The sequence below is a fragment of the Streptococcus sp. HMSC072C09 genome (assembly GCF_001813105.1).
Taxonomy (GTDB): Bacteria; Bacillota; Bacilli; order Lactobacillales; family Streptococcaceae; genus Streptococcus.
Genome location: NZ_KV811501.1, coordinates 282,536 through 304,786 on the forward strand (window position 1 = coordinate 282,536; position 22,251 = coordinate 304,786).

At 43.9% G+C, this 22,251-nt stretch carries 22 protein-coding genes; 10 read left to right on the forward strand and 12 right to left on the reverse strand.

Going from position 1 to position 22,251, the window contains the following annotated elements:
* Positions 1-7: 7 nt before the first annotated feature.
* The 3 genes from HMPREF2893_RS07060 to HMPREF2893_RS07070 are packed head-to-tail and all read right to left on the reverse strand — an operon-like array spanning position 8 to position 2,752.
* A complete protein-coding gene (locus HMPREF2893_RS07060; protein ID WP_070675299.1) occupies positions 8-1,390 on the reverse strand; it encodes a TrkH family potassium uptake protein in 1,383 nt (460 codons plus the stop codon).
* 31 nt (positions 1,391-1,421) lie between these two features.
* A complete protein-coding gene (locus HMPREF2893_RS07065; protein WP_049490385.1) occupies positions 1,422-2,186 on the reverse strand; it encodes a nucleoside phosphorylase in 765 nt (254 codons plus the stop codon).
* The gene (locus HMPREF2893_RS07070) at positions 2,183-2,752 is read right to left on the reverse strand and encodes a sugar O-acetyltransferase (RefSeq protein ID WP_049490387.1); all 570 of its coding nucleotides are present in this window, start codon (positions 2,750-2,752) and stop codon (positions 2,183-2,185) included. The genes HMPREF2893_RS07065 and HMPREF2893_RS07070 overlap by 4 nt, the downstream gene beginning before the upstream one ends.
* A gap of 177 nt (positions 2,753-2,929) precedes the next feature.
* On the opposite strand from HMPREF2893_RS07070, the gene HMPREF2893_RS07075 reads away from it, so the two are divergent.
* The gene (locus HMPREF2893_RS07075; RefSeq protein WP_070675302.1) at positions 2,930-3,673 is read left to right on the forward strand and encodes a DeoR/GlpR family DNA-binding transcription regulator; all 744 of its coding nucleotides are present in this window, start codon (positions 2,930-2,932) and stop codon (positions 3,671-3,673) included.
* Positions 3,674-3,684: 11 nt separating this feature from the next.
* The gene (locus HMPREF2893_RS07080) at positions 3,685-4,494 is read left to right on the forward strand and encodes a Cof-type HAD-IIB family hydrolase (RefSeq protein ID WP_049490392.1); all 810 of its coding nucleotides are present in this window, start codon (positions 3,685-3,687) and stop codon (positions 4,492-4,494) included.
* A 90-nt stretch (positions 4,495-4,584) separates the two neighbouring features.
* Here the strand turns inward: HMPREF2893_RS07080 and HMPREF2893_RS07085 are convergent, their stop codons facing one another.
* Entirely contained in the window at positions 4,585-5,532 is a 948-nt protein-coding gene (locus HMPREF2893_RS07085; protein WP_070675305.1) for an AEC family transporter, read from the reverse strand.
* 83 nt (positions 5,533-5,615) lie between these two features.
* Positions 5,616-7,241 (reverse strand): malolactic enzyme, encoded by a 1,626-nt coding sequence (locus HMPREF2893_RS07090; RefSeq protein WP_049490433.1) that lies wholly within the window; start codon positions 7,239-7,241, stop codon positions 5,616-5,618.
* Positions 7,242-7,634: 393 nt separating this feature from the next.
* Between HMPREF2893_RS07090 and HMPREF2893_RS07095 the strand changes: the two genes are divergently transcribed.
* The 4 genes from HMPREF2893_RS07095 to HMPREF2893_RS07110 all read left to right on the forward strand — a co-directional run bounded on the left by HMPREF2893_RS07095 (position 7,635) and on the right by HMPREF2893_RS07110 (position 13,544).
* Positions 7,635-7,985 carry a helix-turn-helix domain-containing protein gene (locus HMPREF2893_RS07095; RefSeq protein ID WP_023919061.1) on the forward strand — a complete coding sequence of 117 codons (351 nt, stop codon included), beginning with the start codon at positions 7,635-7,637 and terminating at the stop codon, positions 7,983-7,985.
* Positions 7,986-8,096: 111 nt separating this feature from the next.
* On the forward strand, positions 8,097-8,972 hold the full coding sequence (locus HMPREF2893_RS07100) for a LysR family transcriptional regulator (protein ID WP_049490394.1): 876 nt from the start codon (positions 8,097-8,099) through the stop codon (positions 8,970-8,972).
* A 288-nt stretch (positions 8,973-9,260) separates the two neighbouring features.
* Complete coding sequence (locus HMPREF2893_RS07105) at positions 9,261-10,679, forward strand: VWA domain-containing protein (protein ID WP_070675308.1); 1,419 nt, start codon at positions 9,261-9,263, stop codon at positions 10,677-10,679.
* 150 nt (positions 10,680-10,829) lie between these two features.
* Entirely contained in the window at positions 10,830-13,544 is a 2,715-nt protein-coding gene (locus HMPREF2893_RS07110; protein ID WP_070675311.1) for a DEAD/DEAH box helicase family protein, read from the forward strand.
* Between the two features lie 52 nt (positions 13,545-13,596).
* On the opposite strand, the gene HMPREF2893_RS07115 is transcribed toward HMPREF2893_RS07110, so the two are convergent.
* Both HMPREF2893_RS07115 and HMPREF2893_RS07120 read right to left on the reverse strand, forming a co-directional pair.
* Positions 13,597-14,634, reverse strand: a complete 1,038-nt coding sequence (locus tag HMPREF2893_RS07115; RefSeq protein WP_070675314.1) for a zinc-binding dehydrogenase — start codon at positions 14,632-14,634, stop codon at positions 13,597-13,599.
* Between the two features lie 78 nt (positions 14,635-14,712).
* Entirely contained in the window at positions 14,713-15,618 is a 906-nt protein-coding gene (locus HMPREF2893_RS07120) for a cation diffusion facilitator family transporter (RefSeq protein ID WP_070675317.1), read from the reverse strand.
* 132 nt (positions 15,619-15,750) lie between these two features.
* Between HMPREF2893_RS07120 and HMPREF2893_RS07125 the strand changes: the two genes are divergently transcribed.
* Genes HMPREF2893_RS07125 through HMPREF2893_RS07135 form a run of 3 tightly spaced genes read left to right on the forward strand, consistent with a single transcriptional unit; the run spans position 15,751 to position 17,143 of the window.
* A complete protein-coding gene (locus HMPREF2893_RS07125) occupies positions 15,751-16,290 on the forward strand; it encodes a TetR/AcrR family transcriptional regulator (RefSeq protein WP_049497948.1) in 540 nt (179 codons plus the stop codon).
* 15 nt (positions 16,291-16,305) lie between these two features.
* Positions 16,306-16,776: an HXXEE domain-containing protein gene (locus HMPREF2893_RS07130; protein WP_049497947.1), complete on the forward strand. Its 471-nt coding sequence runs from the start codon at positions 16,306-16,308 to the stop codon at positions 16,774-16,776.
* A gap of 34 nt (positions 16,777-16,810) precedes the next feature.
* A complete protein-coding gene (locus HMPREF2893_RS07135; protein ID WP_070675320.1) occupies positions 16,811-17,143 on the forward strand; it encodes a glucuronide permease in 333 nt (110 codons plus the stop codon).
* 48 nt (positions 17,144-17,191) lie between these two features.
* On the opposite strand, the gene HMPREF2893_RS07140 is transcribed toward HMPREF2893_RS07135, so the two are convergent.
* Positions 17,192-18,130: an AEC family transporter gene (locus HMPREF2893_RS07140; RefSeq protein ID WP_070675323.1), complete on the reverse strand. Its 939-nt coding sequence runs from the start codon at positions 18,128-18,130 to the stop codon at positions 17,192-17,194.
* 214 nt (positions 18,131-18,344) lie between these two features.
* Between HMPREF2893_RS07140 and HMPREF2893_RS10920 the strand changes: the two genes are divergently transcribed.
* Positions 18,345-18,506 (forward strand): hypothetical protein, encoded by a 162-nt coding sequence (locus tag HMPREF2893_RS10920; RefSeq protein WP_186822246.1) that lies wholly within the window; start codon positions 18,345-18,347, stop codon positions 18,504-18,506.
* Between the two features lie 224 nt (positions 18,507-18,730).
* Here HMPREF2893_RS10920 and HMPREF2893_RS07145 read toward each other — a convergent pair whose 3' ends face one another.
* From HMPREF2893_RS07145 to HMPREF2893_RS07160, 4 genes are read right to left on the reverse strand one after another with little or no spacing between them, the layout of a single operon-like run.
* Entirely contained in the window at positions 18,731-19,531 is an 801-nt protein-coding gene (locus tag HMPREF2893_RS07145; RefSeq protein WP_049497944.1) for an energy-coupling factor ABC transporter ATP-binding protein, read from the reverse strand.
* Positions 19,518-20,354, reverse strand: a complete 837-nt coding sequence (locus HMPREF2893_RS07150) for an ABC transporter ATP-binding protein (protein ID WP_049490421.1) — start codon at positions 20,352-20,354, stop codon at positions 19,518-19,520. Before HMPREF2893_RS07150 ends, HMPREF2893_RS07145 begins: the two co-directional genes overlap by 14 nt.
* Positions 20,330-21,121: an energy-coupling factor transporter transmembrane component T gene (locus HMPREF2893_RS07155; protein WP_171963570.1), complete on the reverse strand. Its 792-nt coding sequence runs from the start codon at positions 21,119-21,121 to the stop codon at positions 20,330-20,332. Before HMPREF2893_RS07155 ends, HMPREF2893_RS07150 begins: the two co-directional genes overlap by 25 nt.
* Positions 21,121-21,723 (reverse strand): hypothetical protein, encoded by a 603-nt coding sequence (locus HMPREF2893_RS07160; RefSeq protein ID WP_021153833.1) that lies wholly within the window; start codon positions 21,721-21,723, stop codon positions 21,121-21,123. Before HMPREF2893_RS07160 ends, HMPREF2893_RS07155 begins: the two co-directional genes overlap by 1 nt.
* Between the last annotated feature and the right edge of the window lie 528 nt (positions 21,724-22,251).

The window sequence follows — 22,251 nt, forward strand, 5'->3', positions numbered from 1 at the left end:
GTTTCTCCTATCCGATAATGATGTCTGCCTTGGCATACTGCAAGGTGTCTGCCTTCTTGGCCTTGTAATTGTTCAAGCTGACCATAAGGGTCAAGGGACCGATCCGTCCGATAAACATGAGCACCATGATAATGCCTAGTCCCGCTCCATTTAAGGTTGAGGTGACATTAGCCGTCACTCCGACTGTCGCTAGAGCCGACACCACCTCAAAGACCAGATAAATAAAGCGTTGGCCATCCGGGGTCACCAAACAGATTCCTAACAGACCCAGTAAGAAGGTCAACTGGAAAATCACCGCCGTCCCAAAGGAACGTTGAACAATGTCTGGTGAAATCGTTCGTTTTCCCAAGTTAGTATGCGGTAGCCCCAACAATTCCTTCCGAGCCAGAAGCAAGAGGACCAGGAAGGTGGTGATCTTCATCCCTCCTGCGGTACCACCCGGTGCTCCACCTAGGAACATCTGCAAGAGGTAGATGAAGAGCGTCACTGGCCGGACTGCTGTATAGTCTAAGGAGGCAAAACCAGCTGTCCGCATGCTGACCGTTTGGAAGAAGCTGACTAAAATTTTCTCTCCCAAGGGCAGGGAGCCAATCGTTGCAGGATTATCAAACTCTGTCAAGAGGCTGGTTACTGTCCCAAAGAGAAGGATAGCAGCTGTTAACCAGAGAACCACCTTGGTATGAAAGCGAAGAGTCCGGCGTTCCGATTGGTTGCGGGCCTTGGTGGCTAGGTCAAACCAGACCATAAAGCCCAAGCCCCCAGTAATGATCAGAGCAGACAAGGTCAGATTGACCAACCAATCGGTCTGGAAACTCATCATACTATCGCTCCCAAAATTATCAAAACCTGCATTACAAAAGGCCGAGACAGCAACAAAGATGGAGTTGAAAATCCCATGGCCCCAGCCAAAGCGAGGAATAAAGCGAATCATGAGGAGCAAGGCTCCCAGTCCTTCGATGGTAAAGGTGGTAATAAAGATGGAGCGGACAAAACGGGCCAAGCTCTGGTTATTGCTAAAGCTAAAGCTGTCTCGAATGGTCTGCCGGTCTTTGTAACTGAGCTTTTGACGGCTCTCCATAAAGAAGAGACCGATAAAGGTCAAAATCCCCAGGCCCCCAATCTGAATCAAGAGCATACAAATCAATTGCCCCCAGCCATTATAGGTCGAAGCAACCGACTGGGTAAAGAGTCCTGTCACACAGACCATGGAGACCGCGGTAAAAAGGTGGTCGATGTATCCTGCTGTTGAGCTTACTTGCTGGACAAAGGGCAAACTCAGTAAGAGCGATCCCAACAGGATAACCAAAGCAAAACTGAGAAAGATCCGCCTTGCCGGAGACAGGCGAGTCAATTTGGCCCGCCATTGTTTAAAAAATAGTTTGTCTAACATAGCTTCATTATATCATAAAAAGAGAAAAGGCTTATAAGTGGTGAACCATCTCTAGGCATAATTCTAAGGCCTTCTCAAAAGCTTCTGAGCCCCAGTCACGCTGGTCATAATGTTCCAGATCTGCTAGAGAATCTGCGGTAAATAGGAGCAAGCCCCAAACCGCCTCACGAAGCTGGGCCACTGCAGCAAGAGAGGCACATTCCATCTCCACCACACTACACCCTTCTTCGATGCGATAGGCCACCTTGTCAGGTGTCTCCCTATAAAAGCCATCGGTCGACCAGGTCATGACCTCTTGATAAGGAATGGACGCTTGTTTGAGAACTGCTTCAATAGCAGTCAGTGCGCGGCCGTCCACCTCTATATAACGCGAAGGCGCGACATAATGATAACTGGCTCCTTCATCTCGCAAGGCCTTGGTCGGGATTAAAAAAGCATTTTCTTCTATGTCCACCAAGACCCCGCAGCTACCGGCCGATATGATCTTCTTCACTCCATAGCCAATCAACCAATCCATGAATTGGGCGGCAGGGGCAGATCCAACTGGCGCCTGGGCCAAGCAGATCTCCTCTCCTTTGTACTCCATAACATAGACCGGATAGATCTTGGTAGCTGAGACAAAGCTAGCTACTTGTTTGGCTCCAACAGCTTCCGCAAAGCGATCAATCTCATCTTCCAAGAAAGCATACACACATTTTTCAGGTAGGTGCAGGTCTAACCCCTCATGGGTCGGCATAATGACTGCCTGTGGATTGTCATCAAACTCTAAAATGGGTATTTCATGTTTATGGATCATTCCTTCTCCTTTTTAACGGGTATTTCTTTAATGACACGGGCTGGATTTCCTCCAAGGACCACATTGTCTCCAAAGGATTTTGTGACCACTGCTCCTGCGCCAGCAACCACATTGTCACCCAGCGTGACACCAGGAAGGATGGTGACCCCTCCTCCTGCCCAGAAGTTATCTCCTATCGTAATCGGCGCCCCGTACTCGAGACCAGAATTGCGCTCGTCTGGATCCAGTGGGTGCAAGGGGGTCAAGAATTGGCAGTTAGGACCAATCATGGCATTCTTTCCAATCGTAATGGGACATACATCCAACATGGTCAAATTGTAATTGGCATAGAAATTTTCTCCCAGATGGATATTAACCCCATAATCTACAAGAACCTGGCGATTAAGATAGAGGTTTTCACCGGTTGAACCAAACCACTCTTTGATGATAGCTACCCCTTTTTTGGGATCCACCTCTTGGTTAAAGGCTTCTTGTTTCTCCCGAGAGGCTTGGGCCAAAGCCCGTAATTCAGGGTCAGCAGGTCTATAAAAATCACCCGCAATCATTTTTTCATATTCACTGGCCATAAGGAAACCTCCACGTTATTTTGACATATTATAGCAGAATTCCCCCTTTAAAACAAACGTCAGAATAAGGGTTTGCAAGAAAAAAGATCACAAACGCTTAAAAATAATTAAAAACACTTGCATTGGCTTAATAGATAATGTAAAATATAGGCAAGAACAGAAATAAGGAGCAAGCTCATGTATCAGGAACAGCGACTCGAAAAAATCCTAGAACTTTTAGAAGAGCGAAAACAACTATCGGCCAAAGAAATGGTCGACTACTTCAAGGTCTCAAAAGATACCATCCGTCGTGACTTCGCTCTCCTTAGCCAACGCCAGCTGGTTCGCAGGACACACGGTGGTCTCCTTCCCTTAAACAAAGAACCTGGCCCTTCTTATCTAGACCGCAGTCAAAAGGCCAACAAGGAAAAGACTGCCATGGCTCAAAAAGCCTTGCAATGGATCCAAAATGGCCAAGTGATCTTTCTCGATGCCTCTACCTCAATCACTTTGCTGGCAGGCCTGCTTGATGGAGATCTTACAGTCTATTCGCACTCCCTTGACAATGCTATCCAACTCAGTAGCCATTCCCAGGTTGACTTTCATCTTTTAGGAGGGAAATTCTACCCTAAAAACCGCTTCTACTATGACGCGAATCAAGCACAAATACTGGACAATCTTCGCTTTGATCTCGCTTTTTTTGGAGCGAGTAGCTTAGCCAATGGCGAAGTCACCTTTGAAGATGCTGAAGACGTTGCAGTCAAATCCCTCGTCTTTGAACGAGCTCGTACCAAGGTGCTGGTGGCAGAAAGCATCAAGTTCTCCCAAAATGCCAACTACTATCTCGCTCATCTCAAGCAATTTGACTATTGGATTACCGACCAAAAACCAAGCCCGGAAATCCTAAAACAAGTTGGCAACGAAACCACTATTCTTTACTAGGAGGTAATTTTATGTCTCACATCCGTCTCATCATCAGCGATATCGATGGCACCATCTTAAATGATCTACACCAGATCGATTCTGATTTACTGACTCTCATCCCAGATTTGAAACGCGAAGAGATTCCTTTCGTTCTGGCCTCTGCTCGTTCTCCCAAAGGGATGGCTCCTATTGCCAAAGAGCTCGGTATAGAAGACTGCCCCATGGCCTGCTACAACGGGGCCTTGATTCAAAAAGGCGAGCAGGTTCTGTTTGAGCATCCCTTAGACAAGAATGAAGCTCGTCAGTTTATCGACTGGGCCAACCAACACTTCCCTCAAGTTTCGATCAACCTCTATAGCGGAAAAGACTGGATGACCGATCATCTCGACCAATGGAGCCGAGAGGAAGCCCGGATTACAGGGGAAAAACCTCTTATTCTTCCCCTATTGGATCCTTTGCTGGATATGACAAAGCCCCTCCACAAATTGCTCTTAATTGGAGAAGCAGAAGAGATCCAAGCCCTCTATCGTGCTATTTCTGCCGATGACTTCCCTTCTACCGCCTTTTATCTCTCCAAAGCCAACTACCTAGAAGTTACTGCTAAGCACGTCTCTAAAGAGGATGCTCTGGTTGAACTCGCCAACCACTACCACTTGAGCTTAGAAGAAGTCCTCACCATGGGGGACAACTTCAATGACCTTCCTATGCTCAAAAAAGCAGGCATCGGTGTCGCTATGGGCAACGCTCCTCAAGAGGTGAAAGACGAAGCAGCAGTCGTGACAAAGGACAATAATGAAAACGGGGCTGGGCAAGCGGTTGAAACCTATGTGTTGATCTAGTCATCCGTTTAAAAAGGACGTCGAGTATAATACCCGACGTCCTTTTTGACGAATGTATAGCACTAAAACTACATCATTTTCATATAAATGCTATCCCAACAATGTCTGCAGAATTGGAACCACAATCACAAATAAGACTGTGCTGAGAGTGACCACATTCGTTGAAAACTCAACATCGCCTTTACCTTGATTGGCAAGGATAGGAAGAACTGCCAAGGCTGGTGTTGCTGATTGAATCATAAAGGTTCTAAATTCTGGTGCCACCATATTTGGAGAGAAGAACTTCAGAACCAAGAGCATGATGACAGGTGCAAGAATAAAACGACCAACCAGTGTGATAATGGTATCTTTATCAAAGCGAATCGTCTTAAGGCCTGCCTTAGCTAGGACGATACCGATATAGACAAGAGATAAGGGCGTTGTTAAACTACCAATATAAGTCAAGGTGCTTTCTGCAAAACTTGGAACAGGAATACGCAACACCAAAAAGACGAGGGCTACGAGAAAACCTAATAAAGGAGCTGGGAAAAGCTTCTTCCAATTAAATTTTTGAGCCTGTTTTGAAGCCCCTTCTTTACTATCAGAAGTCATCAGATAGACACCTAATGTCCAAGTAGATACTGTATTTGTAATATAATACACTAAGAAATAAGGAAGGGCTTGATTTCCAAACAGAGCGATATTTAAAGGCAAACCAATAAATATGGTATTGGCATTGACAAAGGTATTAATCATGGTTCCTCGGCGTCCTGGGCGCACTCTAAAAACTTTCACCGCGATAAAGGCCGCTAGGTAACCAAGAATGAAGGCGATAAACGTATAGAGCAAACCGCCAGACAAGCTAATCAGCTTATCTAAAGTTAAATATTTAAGAACAGAGGTGAAAATTGCAACGGGCATGGCCACATTCATAATCAGTTTAGATAAGTCATTTCCAAAACTCTCTTGAAACCAACCTCGGACTTGCAAGAAATAACCAAGAATGATGATGACGATAATGGGTACAATACTCTGAATTGACGTTAAAAAGATTTCCATAGTCTCCCTTTCTATCTAACAGGACATACAAGAAAAGGTGTACAAGGCATCCAGTCGCACTCGTACACCTCCATTAAATTTACTTATTTATATTCTGGATACCATTTCAAATCACGTACCGCTTTAGCCATATCTGTTTCTTGAGCACGCGCAAGACCTTGTTCTTGCGCTTTTTTAGCAACTGCTTCTGCTACTTTGATAGAAACATCAGCTACATACTTGAATGGAGGTAAGACTGGTGCTCCTGGTTCGCCTGGATTGACAATCCCACTCAATGAATGTGCGGCTGCTCCAATCATTTCATCCGTCAAAAGACTCGCTTCAGAAGCCAGCATACCAAGTCCAAGACCTGGGTAAATCAGGGCATTATTCGCTTGACCAATCACGTAGTCCACACCTTTATAGGAAACTGTACCAGCTGGAATTCCTGTTGCAACAAATGCTTTTCCGTCTGACCATTCGATCAAATCTTTGGCACTTGCCTCAGCTAGTTTGGTCGGGTTTGACAATGGGAAAATGATAGGACGTTCAGTGTTTTCACACATAGCTTCTACAATTTCTTTTGTGAAAGTATTCGGCTGAGTTGAAGTTCCCACAAGAATGGTTGGTTTAACCGTCTTCACTACTTCAAGAAGGTCCGTCAACTGATCTGCATTGGCAAAATCAGAACGTTTCTTAGCAAATGGTTTTTGTTGCGGCGTTAAGTCATCCATATCATCAAAAAGGAGACCTTGTTTGTCGACCATAAAGAAGCGTTTATAAGCTTCTTCTTCAGGTAGACCTTCACTAACCATTTCACGAAGGACACGAGAAGCAATCCCTGCACCAGCAGTCCCACCACCATAGCAGAGATAAACTTGATCCGTTAATTTTTCACCTGTAATATCCAATGCCCCAAAGATCCCACCTAGGGTAACAATACCAGTTCCTTGGATATCATCGTTAAAGGTTGGGATTTGCTTCCGGTATTTTTCAAGGATGTTAGCAGCATTTAAGCGACCAAAATCTTCCCAGTGCAGATAGAGTTTAGGGAAGAGGCGTTCTGCAGTTTGAACAAATTGATCGATAAAATCATAATAACGATCTCCACGCACACGTTCGTGACGATTTCCTAAGTAATTAGGATTGTTACGCAATTCTTCACGGTTGGTACCTGCATCAATGACCAAAGGAAGCACCGTTGAAGGATCGATTCCTGCAGCTCCAGTATAGACCATCAATTTCCCAACAGAAATATCAACACCATTTGTACCCCAGTCACCAATACCGAGAATACCTTCTGCATCTGTCACAACAATAAGACGAATTTCACGGTCCCCTGCTGCATTTTTCAAAGTTGCTTCGATATTTTCAGGATGATTGATATCAAGATATGCGGCATATTGTGGATCTACAAAGAGATCGCTATACCCTTCAATGGTATCAGCAATGGTTGGGTCATAGACAATGGGATTAAATTCTTCCAAATGTTGAGCAAATAGGTAGTAAAATAGAGTACGATTTGTATTAAAAATTTCCATTAGGAACAAACGTTTTTCCAAATCATTAACCTTTGTTTGCATTTGCGCATAAGTTTGCGCTGCTTGTTCTTCAATGGTTTGAACGTAAGGTGGTAGGAGGCCAATGAGACCTAGTTGCTTACGTTCCTCTAAAGTAAAGGCAGTTCCCTTGTTAAGGAAAGGGTTGTTTAAAATATCATGTGCAGTCATCATGTGACCTCCTTATTTATTTTATTCTATTATAACACTTATTTTCTTTAAATGACACTTTGTTATGTATATGATACAATATGAATGAATCAGGCAATGAATGTTCAGGCGATGCAACCGAAAATGATGCGATTTCAAAAGATAACAAAATAATAGGTTTATCCATCACTTCCTAGATAGTCACGGTCATCTCTTAAAAAAGCCTGTTCCTTTCCACCTTTTAGAAGGTTATTCTCATCAAAAGATCCACTGTTTTCAGGTACTCTTTTTTCCACTTATGATGATCAATACCTATAAAAACCATAGATAATAAATCTAAAATATGTTTGTTATAAAATACTTTGTTTTGTTTAAGGTGTTATTTTTGTCATTTAAAACTTGTATTCTGGTTACATGAAAACAAAACATTATTTACAACGGTATATAGCGCAAAAGGTCAAATATTTGCGAAAAAAACAAAACATGAGTCAAGAGGAGCTATCGGAACGGGCAGATCTTGGATTAAAATACATCAATCAATTGGAAAATCAAAACGTGAATCTGACCATTCACAGTCTTGAAAAAGTCATTTCTGCTCTTGAGTTAACGCCTGAAGAATTCTTCAATTTTGATTCACTCGAAGCGTCTTCAGATCCTACTGACAGCCTTTCACTTAAGAGAGTAAATATGAAAATTAAGCAACTTCCAGTTGGAAAAAGGGAGAAGATCCTAACGATTTTCGAAGATCTTTTAGATAGCCTTTAATTGTCCTCTGACTCACCTCAGATTGTAACAAACAAAAAATCATATAGTCAAATTAGCTATCACGGATAATTTTTGCTTATCCATGTCTGTCTATTTAGAAGAGGGAGCCCAATGAATCTTAAGGACTTTTATTATTTTCTTGATCTTAGTCAACAGCAATCCTTTACTGGGGTTGCCCAAAAACACGGGATCAGTCAACCATCCGTTTCCTATGCGATTAAACGACTAGAAAAGGAATTTCACTGTCCATTAATCGCGCACGATCCTTCTCATCGTACTTTCAAATTGACGCCCCAAGGAGAAATCTTGCTACGACATATTCAAAAGGTCTTACCTGAGATTCAAGGGGCCAAAAAAGAGATCCTCCGGAGTCTCTCTCAATTCAATACGGTTGGTTTCCCACCAATCATCATTGACTATCTTGTCCGAAAACAACCCGCCTTTATCAGTAATGTTGCAGCTCTTCAAAGTATCCATCCTGTCCAAGAAGGATCTGTTGAACTTTTAGAAATGCTTTCCAAAGGAGAACTAGATGCTAGTTTTTTAGGGAGTTTAGAACCGATTAAAGATCATCGCTTCCAGGTAAGAGAAATGGCCAAACGAGATCTCTTCTATATCCTTCATCACAACCATCCACTAGCCTCAAAAAAAGTATTACAATTTTCAGACGTCATCGATGAAGATTTTATCATTCCAGACGAGCACTTTGTTCATTTAAAAGCCTTTGAACAGTTGAATGAGCGCTATCACCATGAGGCTACGCCCTTCTTTCAGACGGATGATATTCAGCTTCTAAAACAACTCCTTCGTAAACAAGTGGGGATCAGTTTACTAGCAGATCTTGCACTAACAGATGGTGAAGAAGAACTGATCGCGATTCCGATGGCAGAAAATGAACGGATCAGCTTTTACGTTTCACTAGTTGAACCGAAGGAAAGTAATCTCAAACCGGAGGTCATCCAATTCTTTGAAAAATTACTAAACTAGTCGTAGTCTTTGTTCTTAGTGCTAATGCAGAAACATAAATAAAGTGACTAGCTAGTATTTTTTACGACTAAAAAATAGAGTAGAAATGCCGATAAAATAAGGATTCCTGCAAATTGCTAGGAATCCTATTTTCTTTCGCATGTATTGTATAATTAAATTATTTTGTGTATATTTCACTTATTCGACTTTTTATTAATAATTAGAGATATAAAAAGCTCGGAAACCCTTGATTATTATACCGTTGACAAGTTTTTCAAAAACCTGTATGATAGAAAAAGGGGACGTATTTTGAAAAAATATACTATTTCACGTAAACAAACTTTAACTTTAGCTTCCGTTGTTTTAGGAACTGTCTTCACAGGAACGACTATTGCTTCTGCTGATGACGTTGCACCTAGCACAACCCAAGCTGCTCCTGCAGCCACTACAGCAGCAAAATCACCTATCACGGCTGCAACAGAAGAAATCAACGCCAAAGCCAATACACCAGTTGTTCCTGCTGATAAAGCAAAAACTGGGGATATCATCGCTGTGGACGTCAAAAAAACTGGCCCATCTGCTAAAACAGACGGTGCAGACACCACCACTACTTCAACAGCAACCATCAAAACGACTAGCTTAGCAGATCCAAACACACCTGTTGGCACTTCAAAACCGGTCTCATCTACTAAGACAGCTACATCAACCAAGGAAACAGCGGACTACACTGAGACAACAACTGAAACAGTTAATAAAACAACTGTAGTCGAAGTGACAAAAGAAGCCGATGTGGTCAATAAAAAAGAAGTTCAAGCAACATCAGACATCGTCTTTGTCATTGACAAATCAACTTCAATGGATTCTCACATCAGGGATACGATGAAGAATGTCGAGACCTTCGTTCGCAATCTATCGGCAAAAAATATTCAAGCTCGTTTAGGATTGGTTGAATACGAAAGAGCTAGTGAAGTTAAATACCATGATTTCAATGGATCTAAGTTCACAAGTGATCCAGAAAGTTTCATTTCTGCTTTGAAAACCATCAAAACTAAAGGCTACTATGAAAATGCTACTGTTCCATTGCATCATATCGCTACTTCAGGAGACTACAACTGGGGGACTGGGGCAAACAACCATCGCTTTGCTTTCTTGATTACAGATGAGGACATTGATCTTACAAAGGATACACCAACCAAAGAAGCGACACTGAAAGCCCTTCAAGATGCTGGTATCTCTTTGACAGTGGTTGGTGAAACACGTGAAAAAAAAGACTTTGATCCATTGGTCAATGGAACAAATGGTCTCTACCTAGATATCGACAAAAACTTTGCTAACTTGTTGAACGTTCAATTTGCCAATAAAGTCGTTGAAACTGTCCAAAAAGGTCGTGTCTTCAAAGTCCAAACAGACAAGTATGAGTTGATCTCAAAATCTCATCGTGTGGCGAAAGCAAAACCACAAACATCTAGCATCCAAACGCCTGCAACACCGACTCCTACTCCTCAAAAACCGGCTGTTGTAACACCTGCGAAACCGACCGTATTTACACCTGCTAAAAACGAGCCTGTGAAAACGGAAGTTTATATCGCACCAGCAGCTCTTCCTCAAAAAGAAGCAAGTCTTCCAAATACAGGAAGCAAGACCTCAATTGCCTTGACGACTCTAGGTCTTGGTCTTCTTAGCATGAGTGCTGCCTTTGGACTCTCTCGTAAAACAAAGAAAGACTAACATGAAAAAGCCTAATCCGTTGATTGGGCTTTTTATCACTCATAATTTCCCCTTTGCTATTTTCATTTGAAAGTAGAACTCTTCAGATTCTAACAAAAGATTCTTGTCCTCCGCTATGATATAATGGGGACAGTACAAGGGAGGAAACCAATGTTACAAGAACTAGCCTTTACAGGCCAATGGAGACACTATCAAAAACGCGTTCTCAATAAGAGTGACGCTTTTATGGCGGATGGCCACCTGCATTTGGTAGCAGCTCCCGGCTCTGGAAAAACAACCCTGGGAATCGAATTTATCAGACGCTTTGGCCAGCCAACCCTGATTTTAGCTCCTACAGTCACCATTCGTCAACAATGGGTGGAGCGGATTATCCAGGCATTCCTGAGTGATGAAAGCCAAGCGGAACAACTGATTTCACAAGACTTAAAACATCCTAAGCTGATTACAGTGGCTACCTATCAGGCCCTACACAGCGCTATGAACCAAGTCGTCGGTCAATCACAAGCTGAGGATACCGATGACCAGGCAGAGATTGAAACATTTGATTTCAAAGGTTTTGATATCTTTACTACTTTCAAAGCCATCTCACTTGGGACTCTTTGTTTAGATGAGTGTCACCACCTGCGCAATGAATGGTGGAAGAGTTTGGAAGCCTTTCGTCAAGCCTTCCCTGACTTAAAGATGATCTCTCTTACCGCCACCCCACCCTATGAAGGGGATCCTGCCCTTTGGGATCGCTATATCCGCATGTGTGGTGAGATCGATGAGGAAATTACGGTACCCGAATTGGTCAAGGAAGAGACCCTTTGTCCCCACCAGGACTATGTTTACTTCGCCTTTCCAACCAAGGAAGAGCAAGAGCAGTTGGACGCCTTTAGCCAACAAAAGAATGCTTTCTTGCAGCAACTGACTTCCGATCCCCTCTTTTGCCAATACCTCCAAAACTGCCAAGCCTTATCGGGTCAGATCAGCGATGATGAATTGCTCAATGATCCCAAGTATCTCTCTGCTACCCTGATCTTTCTTCGAAGCAAGGGAATCGCCTTTCCCAAACGTTTCCAGGAGCTTTTAGGAGCCAAGAAACTACCTGCTTTCACCATGGACTGGCTTGAAATTCTCCTGCAAGGTCTGCTCTTTCAGGTGCCTCACTGGTACAATCTACCAGAGGAATACGAGAAGCAAGTCCTCCATGAACTAAAAGCAGCCAGCTTGATCGATCGAAAACAAGTTAAACTAATCCGCAACAAAAAACAAGACCTACTGCTCAACCAATCCCTCGGAAAACTCAATGTGGTTCGAGAGATTTTCAAGGCGGAATACCAAGCTCTTGGAAACCGACTGCGCCAACTGGTCTTAACAGACTATATCCGCCAAGATTTTGAAGTTCATCTCGGGGATAAGGACGCCCAATTTACTCAATTGGGAGTACTCTCTTATTTCGAATCCATTCGCAGGGAAAGCTTAGAGCAAGCAACTCCTCCTGCCATCGCTGTCTTGACCGGTAGCATCGTCATCATCCCGACGATCGCTAAGCCAAGATTAGAAGTGCTTCTTGGAGCGGACAGACTAACTTACCAAAGTGTCGGCCAATTATCTCCTGATGACTTTCTCAAGGTTCGCTTGGTTGGTTCTCAACATGATTTGGTGACAGCCGTGACCCAGCTCTTTCAAGAAGGGCTCATTCAGGTTGTCATTGGAACCAAGTCTCTTCTAGGGGAAGGCTGGGATGCTCCTTGCGTCAACTCTCTGATCCTAGCGAGCTTTGTCGGCAGTTTTATGCTCAGCAACCAAATGCGAGGTCGTGCCATCCGAGTGTGGCCTGAGGATCCAGACAAGACCAGTAACATCTGGCATCTAGTCTCCATCAATCTTTCCCTAAAGAAATGGTATGAAAAGTCCGATCTTGAAAAGGAAGAAATCGAAGCCATCACTGATCAGTTGAAAGAATACAGTCCTGATCTGGAGCTCTTAGAAAGACGGATGAAGCAATTTTTAGGTCTCCATTACAAGGAGCCCTTCATCGAATCTGGCATTGAACGTCTAGCCTTTGACAATATCCGCTATACCAAAAAACAGTTGCAAAAACTCAATGAAGAGACCTTAGAGCGCTCCACTCACCGCCAAGAGCTCCGAGACGGCTGGCAAAAAGCCCTGCCGATTCTGGAGAATATGGAGATTGTAAATGAGGTTCAAGTGGATAAACACTTCCTGCCCCTAGCCCTATTTTTTGACGCCAGGAAGCTAGCTCGTTGGCTAACGGCCGCCACTTTGACCGATGCTTTCGCCAACTTTATTTACTATTCACATAGAGGAGGATGGAATAAAGGGTCTCTTATTCTTCTATTCTTCCTAGCTGTTCTCGCACTCCTTGCCTGGCTCCGCTACTATCTTTATAAGAGCCCTTATAAACGGCTAGAAGTCTTTGGTCAGGCTATCCACCAAGCCCTGCTCCTTTCAGGTCAGATCCAGACTCAAGAAACCCGCATCCAAGTCCTACGAGACAGAAAGGATGCCATCAATACGCTGATCTATTTGAAGGGCGGAACCATGCGGGAGAAGGAACTCTTCTCGCAAACCATGATCGAGTTTTTCGCGCCGATTGAAAATCAGCGCTATATCTTGAAAGCACAGGAAAAAGTATCCGATCAGACAGAATATTTCGCTGTACCAAGCCTCTTTGACAAACGGAAAGAGGATGCCCAAGCCTTTGTGGAGCAAATCCGAAAGAGCCTGGGTAAGTATGACCTCGTCTATACCCGAAGTGCGGAAGGCCGTGCCATTCTCCTTGATGCGCGCATCAAGGCCCTAGCCAACAAACAAGAGCGCACCTTCACCAAGAAACAAGTCATGTCGGATTTGAAATAAGATTTTATTTCACTACAAAAAATTCTAGTAGACATCCTCTACTAGAATTTTTTTAGTCAAGTACAATCATAGCCTTAATAGTCTTGCGTTCATCCATGTCTTTATAGGCTTGATCAATCTCATCCAAGCTATAGCTATGGGTAAAGACACGTCCTGGATTGATATCGCCATTAAGAACCGCTTTTAACAAAACTTGTTTATCATAAGTAGTAACTGAGGCTGCTCCACCTGCCACTGAGATATTTTGAGCAAAGGTCGAACCAAGGGCACGATTATTGTAATGAGGCACGCCGACAAAACCTAAACGTCCTCCATTGTGAAGAACCCCAAGGGCTTGATCGACAGCTGCTGCGGTACCGACACATTCAAGGGCCGCATCTGCTCCACCTCCGAGGATTTCACGAACCTTGGCAATGCCTTCTTCACCACGCTCAGCGACAACTGCTGTCGCGCCTGACTCCAAGGCCATCTGTTGACGGTCTTGGTGACGGCTCATAAGGACGATTTGTGATGCTCCCCGCATTTTGGCTGCGATCACTGCACATTGACCAACGGCACCGTCCCCGATGACCACTACTTTGTCACCAGGCTTCACGTCTGCTACACGCGCTGCATGGTAGCCCGTCGGCATGACATCAGCCAGCGTCAAGAAGGATTTGAGCATAGCTTCTGTATAATCAGATGGTTGACCTGGAATCTTGACAAGGGCCCAATTAGCAAAGTGGAAACGGATGTACTCTGCTTGCACCCCGTCAGACCAGTTGGTGCCAATATGGCGGTCACAAGTCCCATCATAGCCAGCACGACAGGCATCACACTCCCCACAACCATGGGTGAAAGGCGCAATGACAAAGTCTCCTGGCTTAACCGTTGTAATGGCCTCACCGATTTCTTCCACGATCCCAATAGCTTCGTGGCCACTATTTTGATGACCTGCTTCAATATCCGGATTGCGGTAGCTCCAGAGATCGGATCCACAGACACAGGTGCGAACGATGCGGAGAATGACATCATCTGGCGCTTCGATGCGTGGACGTTCTACTTCTACTAGACCCACTTGCCCAGCTTTTGTATAAACTGTTTTCTTCATAGGAACAACCTACTTTCTATTGCTTACTTACCTACAGTATACACTTTTTCTTAGGCTTCTGCTCGTACCAACTCGTCATTAATGATGGTGATGATCATGCCCATGACCTTGATCCACTTCCAGTTCTTCGATATTTCGCTTGTGGGCGCGGTGGGTCGCCAAGTCTTCATCCACTTCGATGGTAACATTTTGAAATCCACTCTCTTTGAGCAAGGTGCGGATAGACTCTTTACAGACCTCCATATGCTTGACATGCTCCAGACAAACATGGACAATGGCGTTTTTTTCCAAACCATCCATGGTCCAAAGATTGAGCTGATTGATACTAGCGACATGGTCCAACCGCTCCAAATCACTCTTGACTTGCTGGATATCTACTCCTTCTGGCACGGCATCCAAGAAAATCTTGAGCGTGCTCCAAAAACGTGGAATGGCTTTTGACAGAATAAAGATGGAAATGGCAAGAGATAAGAGCGGATCCAGAATATACCAGTCGGTAAATCGGAGGACAATGGCCATTAGGATGACAGCCACCCAGCCCAGAGTATCTTCCAGAAAATGCAGGCTGAGAATGGATTCGTTCTTGGTTTGCCCCTTGCGAATGACGAGACTCGCTAGCACATTGATGCTGACGGCTATGATTCCAAGCCAGAGAATGCCCTCATCGTTGACAGGTTGTGGGTGAAATATTTTCGTTATATTTTCTAAAATAACCAGAACGGACCCTGTCATGAGAATCACTGCCGTTACCATAGCCCCTAAAAGGCTAAAGCGCTTGTAGCCCAAGGTATAGTGGCTGTCTTCTTCACGGTTAGAAATGCTCTCCAAAAAGGCGGAGATCCCAATAGCGATCGCATCCCCCAAGTCATGGACCGAATCCGCAGGGACAGCGCTGGATCCAAAAATCCCTCCTGCAATAAACTCAACAATGGCATAACTCAAATTCAAGAAAAAAGCGATCCAGACCGCATGTTTTGTCTTCATAATCCTATTTCCTTTGTTATAATAGATTCATGAACATCATGTTCATTATCATTATCTAACATTCACAACAGAAAGGATAGGAGCAAACTGTTTAGGGTGTCCGTTACTGAACAGTTTGTTCAAAGTGTCCATATGACTGCTCAGGATCGTCGTATTACTAAGACTCGAAAAGCCATCTATAATGCTTTTTTACAACTACTCAATCAAAAAGACTACGAGGCTATCACGGTTCAGGAAATCATAGACCTTGCTGATGTTGGGCGCTCGACCTTTTACAGCCATTACGAGAGTAAGGAATTATTGCTAGATGAACTCTGTCAAAAGCTCTTTCACCATCTCTTTGAGCGTGCTGAACACCTCTCACCACAAGACTATCTAGCTCATATCTTTCAGCATTTCAAGAAAAATCAAGATCATGTGACCAGTCTCTTGCTCTCTAAAAACGATTATTTCATCCGGCAACTGCGAAAAGAACTAGAACACGATGTCTACCCAATGGTAGCCGACGAACTCATCCAATCGTACCCTAACATTCCCCACTCCTATCTCAAACACCTGGTCGTCAGCCATTTCATCGAAACCCTCAGCTGGTGGTTGAAAAAAGGCAAGTCCTACACCGAACAAGAAGTCATCCAATTTTATTTGGAGATTCTAAAAGTGGGCTCGAACTAGAAGGGAGTATTTTCAATGACCAGCGTGCAATTTTACTTTCTATTTCCATCACTCTTCATGCTTCACGAACTCGAAGAAATCGTTTGGATGCCATCCTTTGTCAAAAAAATATCAATCCAGTATCCAAACAATCGAATCCTAACTTATTACACTCCTTTTGCTTTCAACTTTATTGTCTTGGAACAATTTCTCATCCTAATGACGTCGCTATATCTTAGTTACCAGTTTAATAACTATAGCATTTACGCAAGCATCATAATCGCTTATATCTACCATGTGTTCGGACATCTGATTCAGACAGTCGTTATTCGAAAATATGTGCCTGGGTTGTTAACGGGCATTTTAACAAGTTTGTTTGCTCTTTGCAATCTCAAAAATGAATTTCCAATTAAACTTTATGGTTACTCTCTTTTTACCTTATTGGTTATTATTTTAAATCTTGTAGTATCATTTATGATTCTTCATAAAATCAGTCATAAAAAATAGTACTCAGGCAATCATATCTTAGAAAGGAAACCCTATGTTCTTCCCCATTCTTCTCGGCTTTTTTACAGCCTTCTTTGCCCTTGCTTTTGTTCTTCTTCACTTATTGGCCTCCCTTTCAGAATTTAAAAAGGGAAATCACACTTTAGGAAATACATTTCTCCTCATCGGAAGTAGCCTTGCGACCTTATCTCTCACCCTCTACTTCTTTTTACCGATTGTCTCTCTAGCCCTTTGGCTGATCGGATGTGGTTTGATTTGCTACGGAGCCTATTGGAATGGAAAACACAAAGGAAACTTCCACCCAGTCCACCACCTGATTCGGATGGGCATCGCTCTGGTGATTACAATTTTATTAGCTCTCATATAAGAAAAGCTCAGGTTTTCAAAAAACTTGAGCTTTTGTAGTTTCTATTTATTATGCCATCAACAGCATGAGAATAGGAATCACCACCATGGTTGCAAGGGTCGTTTCTGTCACCATGACGGCTGCATAGTCACTATCAGCTCCATAGAGTCTGGCAACAACTGGCGCATTGGTCATCACAGGCATAGCGGACTGGATGATAAAGACCTGCTTCATCAAACTTGGAAGAGGCACCCAGTAGACGATGGAGGCCATCAAGAGAGGGGCAACCAGAAAGCGACCTAGTAGAATCAATAGTTGCTCTTTTCCCAGAACCAACTGCTTCACACCTACATGAGACACTGACAAACCGATGAATATCATGGATAAGGGGGTTGTTAAATTGCCCAGGTACTGTAAATCACTGGCTAGAAAAGCTGGCAACTTGATCTGTAGCATCACCAAGACTAGTCCCAAGAGAAAGCCCATAAGGGGCGGAGAAAAGACTTTTTTCAGACTGGTTTTGAGATCAAACTGAGCTTCTCCCTCACCATCTCGCTGAATGAGATAAGTTCCCAAAGTCCAGAAAAAGGTCGTATTACACATGTAATAGATCAAAACATAGGGAATGCTGGCATCTCCAAAGAGGGCTTGGTTAATAGGAAGCCCCACGAAGATGGTATTGGAATTAAAAAACATGGAAATAAAGAGGCCACGACGGTCCTGTCCCACTGCAAAGATCTTGGCTACGGCTGTCGCTACTCCAAGCAAAATAACCATAGACAGGGCAGGAAACCGCAAGGCTGGCAACATTTTAAGCAGATCTGCTACCGTGAAGCGTTGCGTGATGGTGTAGAGCATATAGCAGGGTAGGGCGACTTGAGTAACTAGTTTAGCGACCAGCCCACGTGACTTGTCGTCAAACCAACCTTTTTCACCTATGACAAAGCCCACTAAAATCATTCCTAGGATGACGAGAATCCCCGATATACTCCTCAAAAAGATGTCCATGTTTTCTCCTTTTACTTCTTTGAAATGAGAGTTTTTCCACAAGGTCTCAAAAACTACTCTAGTATATCACAAAAAGAGGCGGAGCAACATGCCCACCTCATGCATTTTATTAATTGTCACTAATACCCCTTCTTAGCTGCCTTACTCCATTGGTACCAACCAACGAGACTGTTGATAAAGTAAATCAAGAAAAACCAATAAAATGGTGGGGACTATGGCGAAAATAGATGATTCAGTTAAAAAGAAAGTTCCAGAATTGCGATTTAAAGGATTCACGGATGAATGGGAACAGCGTAAGTTGGGAGACAAAGTTCGAATAGTGATGGGACAGTATCCTAATTCAGAAAATTATACTGATGATCCTAATGGGCGCTAAAAATGCGAAGACCTATGAAGACCTATTTTGTATTAGTCAAACAAAAGATCCAAAAGAAATGGTATATGATTATGACCATGAAATAAAGTAAAACCAAACCGAGTGATCTGAGGAAGCACCCGATGATCATGAAACGTTATTAAACACAAAAGTCACCCATGTGAGTTCTTGCCAGAAGCTGAAGTTAATCCTTCAACCTGGAAAACCCGCAGAGGTGACTTTTTCTATACATCTCGATTTTTCTGGCAATAATCATTAACCGATAAATATGTCTGTGAATCACCCAGCGACTTCGCTATGTCCATAATCCGCGGTGGTAGTAATCCCACTCGCTGGACAAGTTCGTGATCGCTGAATAATTCCCGTGGACTGCCGGCGAAGCCAAACTTCCCGTGTTCCATAACATACACCGACTCAAACTCGGCGGCGACCCAATCCATGTCATGGGTGATGGTCACAACTTGGTGGCCCGAATCAGCCAACTGATGGAAAATTGCGGTCAACTTGCGCCGGCTTTCCCAATCAAGCGACATCATCGGCTCATCAAATAAATAAATCGCCGGATCCACTGCCAAAACTGTGGCAACGCTCAACAGCTTGCGTTCCGACAATGACAGGTCATATGGACTTTCAGCTGTTTTATCATCCAAGCCAACTCTTTTTAGAGCCGCTAAAGCCCGCCTCGTAATCGTGTCGTGGTCATCCATGACCTGCGCGACACTCCACTCCACCTCTCGTTGAACGGTCGGGTTGAAAAGCTGATCGTCAGGATTCTGAAAAGTAATCCCAACCTTCAGTAACTTTTCGACTGGTTTAAGATCATTAAAATTTTCTCCATCGATCTTAATCACACCGGTTTGTGGTGTCAGCAAGCCCGTCAACAATTTGAAGAGCGTTGATTTGCCGGCACCATTTTGGCCGACAATCGCCACCATCGGATCGGCGAAGTGTTTGTCTTCAACATCCAAGCTAAAGGACCGTTCCGGATAAGTGAACGTCAGGTGTTTCAGTTCAATTGTGGACATAACGAACCTCCTTCAGTTCAGCGTCATTCACCGGATACCGGCCATCAGCCAAGTGCCAATCCATTTTTTGAGCAAGTTGCTGGATTGTCGGGGCTGGAATCTGCCAGTCAGCTGCCAAATGATTAAACACCTCACCCGGCCTGCCCTGGGCTACCATTTGACCCTCGTGCAGCACCCACACAACGTCGGCGACTTCGCACAAATCGTCAATTTCACTGGTGACAATGAAGACAGTCGTCTCTTTGACTTGGGCCAGCCATTGGAAAAATTGTCGGCGGCCAAGGGGATCCATCTGACTGGTCGGATCATCCATAATCAAAACAGCCGGGTTAGCCACAATCGCCGTGGCAATTGCCAACCGCTGGATCTGACCACCGGAAAGGCTCTCGGGACGCAAATTCAGCTGTTCAATCAGCCCCATTTGCGTGGCAACTTCTTCAACCCGTTTTTGAATCAGTCCTTCAGCCATTCCCTGATTAATCAAGTCAAAGGCGATTTCATCGGCAACCGTGTCTGCCAACCCGCTTAGTTGGCCAGCTGGATTTTGCAATACAACTCCATTCATGGCATTATAAACCGGCCAATTGTCGGACACTCGCTGGCCAAACATGTGCCAGTCGCCCTCAATCTCAGCAGACACAATTTTGGGAATGACTCCTGCCAGCACACGGCACAAAGTCGATTTGCCGGAGTGGCTATTCCCGATAATCCCAACCACCTGGCCGGTATGAACCTCCGCGTTAATTTGACGCAGTTGTGGTTGCTCAGTACCCGGATAACGGGTGGTCAAATTTTCAATTACAATCCGTTTATCTTCGTCCATATCTTCCACCCAATCAATAAAATTGCCAATCCAGTCAGACCAATGTGCAGCGTCCGCGACAGGCGATACACGCGCTGGGAGGTTCTGACAGTCCGGTTGGGATTATCAAAACCTCTCAGTTGGAGAGAAATCGACCGCGCCATCGATTGATCCAAGGTCTTAATCACCAATGGAATTAGAACCGGCAGGACTGACTTTAATTTCTGAATCAACGTTTTTTGCGGATTGGTTCCGCGAACTTTTTGTGCCTGCTGGATTTTCCGCATATTGCGCATCATTTCCGGCAAAATATAACACACCGACATCAGAACGTAGACGGTTTTATAAGACAATCCGGACAGTTCCAAATAGGCCGCGTTTTCTGAAATACTCGTGGTCACCATAAAAAAGCCACTGGTCAAAATAATCACCAATACTCGACAACCCAGTGTGGTGGCGTAAATCAGGCCTTCTTTGTAGAACGACACCCCAAGCACAGAAAACAGCACAGTTTGATTCCGACTGTAAAATAACCCTTGGATGATCAGCATGGTGCAAATCAGAAACAGGCTGAATCCCAGCGCCTTAAAGATGGTAGAACTCAATTTGGAAAATAACAATAGCAGTGTTGCGACAAGAATTAATCCGGCCTGAAGCAATAAATTCATACTGGCAAAGCTCAACAACGTCATGTCCAAGATGAACAAGAGCTTAGTAATCGGATCGATCACCTGGTACCACTTGAGCTTGACCCGTGGCGCTCCAGAAATCAATGTTTGATCAGTCATCATTTATCACCGCTAAAGAAGTGCACCATCCGCTTCGGCAACTGACGATAGATGAAGAATGCCAGGTAGGCCACGCAGACTTTATCCAAAATATCCAAGACAAACTCATCGGTAAATGAGGCCAGCCACACTGGTGCATGATTGGCGACCATTACCGCAAACAATGAGTCACCCCAAGCGATACCGGTCTGACCACCCCAAAAGATGACGTTGAGTGGCGTTGAAATGACAGCTGAAACGATGGCAATAATAATAGCAGAAACAAATACTCGTCGCGCTGACGAGAACCACCCATTGGCGTGCAAAACTCCGACAGCAATCCCAATTCCGATGCTGGTAATCGCATACACGGTTGAAATTGGCGATAAGGTCAGCCCATAGATCACGTTGTTGATGAAACCACTGATGGCACCGGCAACCGGCCCAGCCAACATGCTGGCAAGAAAGGTTCCCAAAGACCCCAGCCAAACGGGCAACTTTAACCCCTCCGCCAAGGCTTTGGCAACATAGTTAATCCCCACGGCAGCGGGAATCAAAGTCATGGTGGCAGCACTTAACTTAAATTTCCACATACTGGTACGATGAATCGGTTCTGTTTTCATAATCTTCTCCTTTTGTTTTTAAAGAGCCGTGTCTGTTTAGACTTTCGGACGCAACGCTCTATAGATTTTTGATTTGAACCGCTTCACCTTTCACAGATCCCTTAGCCGACATCAGGGTTTCTCTTGAAAAGGATTGTTCAACAGTTCACAACTAATCATACGCCTATTTCATCAGAAGTCAAGAATTTTCTGAAGTTTTCTTGAAAACGTTCGGGAATTGAAAAATAGAGCGAGCGCCCATGAGAACGATCGCTAAACAATTATAAGAGGCCACTATAAAAAACAAACACCATTTCTGGTGTTTGTTGTGAACAGAGAAAAACTGTTCTTTTATATAAATCTAATAACTTCTTTAAAGTTTTATTTATTAGTGTTATTCGACCATCTTCTGAAACTTTCCTCTGTGAGAAAAGTGCTAGAAACAATAATGTTTCTAGCACTCGGAATTATTGAGACCTTAGGCTCAATAATTAGTCATGGAACTTCTTCGAAGTTCGCTGACGTCCGCACTCACCTATGGAAAGTTTC

Excerpts from the sequence above, each read along its gene's own strand:
- HMPREF2893_RS07060 (WP_070675299.1), bottom strand. The coding sequence starts at position 1,390 with ATGTTAGACAAACTATTTTTTAAACAATGGCGGGCCAAATTGACTCGC.
- HMPREF2893_RS07065 (WP_049490385.1), bottom strand. The coding sequence starts at position 2,186 with ATGATCCATAAACATGAAATACCCATTTTAGAGTTTGATGACAATCCA.
- HMPREF2893_RS07070 (WP_049490387.1), bottom strand. The coding sequence starts at position 2,752 with ATGGCCAGTGAATATGAAAAAATGATTGCGGGTGATTTTTATAGACCT.
- HMPREF2893_RS07075 (WP_070675302.1), top strand. The coding sequence starts at position 2,930 with ATGTATCAGGAACAGCGACTCGAAAAAATCCTAGAACTTTTAGAAGAG.
- HMPREF2893_RS07080 (WP_049490392.1), top strand. The coding sequence starts at position 3,685 with ATGTCTCACATCCGTCTCATCATCAGCGATATCGATGGCACCATCTTA.
- HMPREF2893_RS07085 (WP_070675305.1), bottom strand. The coding sequence starts at position 5,532 with ATGGAAATCTTTTTAACGTCAATTCAGAGTATTGTACCCATTATCGTC.
- HMPREF2893_RS07090 (WP_049490433.1), bottom strand. The coding sequence starts at position 7,241 with ATGACTGCACATGATATTTTAAACAACCCTTTCCTTAACAAGGGAACT.
- HMPREF2893_RS07095 (WP_023919061.1), top strand. The coding sequence starts at position 7,635 with ATGAAAACAAAACATTATTTACAACGGTATATAGCGCAAAAGGTCAAA.
- HMPREF2893_RS07100 (WP_049490394.1), top strand. The coding sequence starts at position 8,097 with ATGAATCTTAAGGACTTTTATTATTTTCTTGATCTTAGTCAACAGCAA.
- HMPREF2893_RS07110 (WP_070675311.1), top strand. The coding sequence starts at position 10,830 with ATGTTACAAGAACTAGCCTTTACAGGCCAATGGAGACACTATCAAAAA.
- HMPREF2893_RS07115 (WP_070675314.1), bottom strand. The coding sequence starts at position 14,634 with ATGAAGAAAACAGTTTATACAAAAGCTGGGCAAGTGGGTCTAGTAGAA.
- HMPREF2893_RS07120 (WP_070675317.1), bottom strand. The coding sequence starts at position 15,618 with ATGAAGACAAAACATGCGGTCTGGATCGCTTTTTTCTTGAATTTGAGT.
- HMPREF2893_RS07125 (WP_049497948.1), top strand. The coding sequence starts at position 15,751 with ATGACTGCTCAGGATCGTCGTATTACTAAGACTCGAAAAGCCATCTAT.
- HMPREF2893_RS07130 (WP_049497947.1), top strand. The coding sequence starts at position 16,306 with ATGACCAGCGTGCAATTTTACTTTCTATTTCCATCACTCTTCATGCTT.
- HMPREF2893_RS07135 (WP_070675320.1), top strand. The coding sequence starts at position 16,811 with ATGTTCTTCCCCATTCTTCTCGGCTTTTTTACAGCCTTCTTTGCCCTT.
- HMPREF2893_RS07140 (WP_070675323.1), bottom strand. The coding sequence starts at position 18,130 with ATGGACATCTTTTTGAGGAGTATATCGGGGATTCTCGTCATCCTAGGA.
- HMPREF2893_RS10920 (WP_186822246.1), top strand. The coding sequence starts at position 18,345 with ATGGCGAAAATAGATGATTCAGTTAAAAAGAAAGTTCCAGAATTGCGA.
- HMPREF2893_RS07145 (WP_049497944.1), bottom strand. The coding sequence starts at position 19,531 with ATGTCCACAATTGAACTGAAACACCTGACGTTCACTTATCCGGAACGG.
- HMPREF2893_RS07150 (WP_049490421.1), bottom strand. The coding sequence starts at position 20,354 with ATGGACGAAGATAAACGGATTGTAATTGAAAATTTGACCACCCGTTAT.
- HMPREF2893_RS07155 (WP_171963570.1), bottom strand. The coding sequence starts at position 21,121 with ATGACTGATCAAACATTGATTTCTGGAGCGCCACGGGTCAAGCTCAAG.
- HMPREF2893_RS07160 (WP_021153833.1), bottom strand. The coding sequence starts at position 21,723 with ATGAAAACAGAACCGATTCATCGTACCAGTATGTGGAAATTTAAGTTA.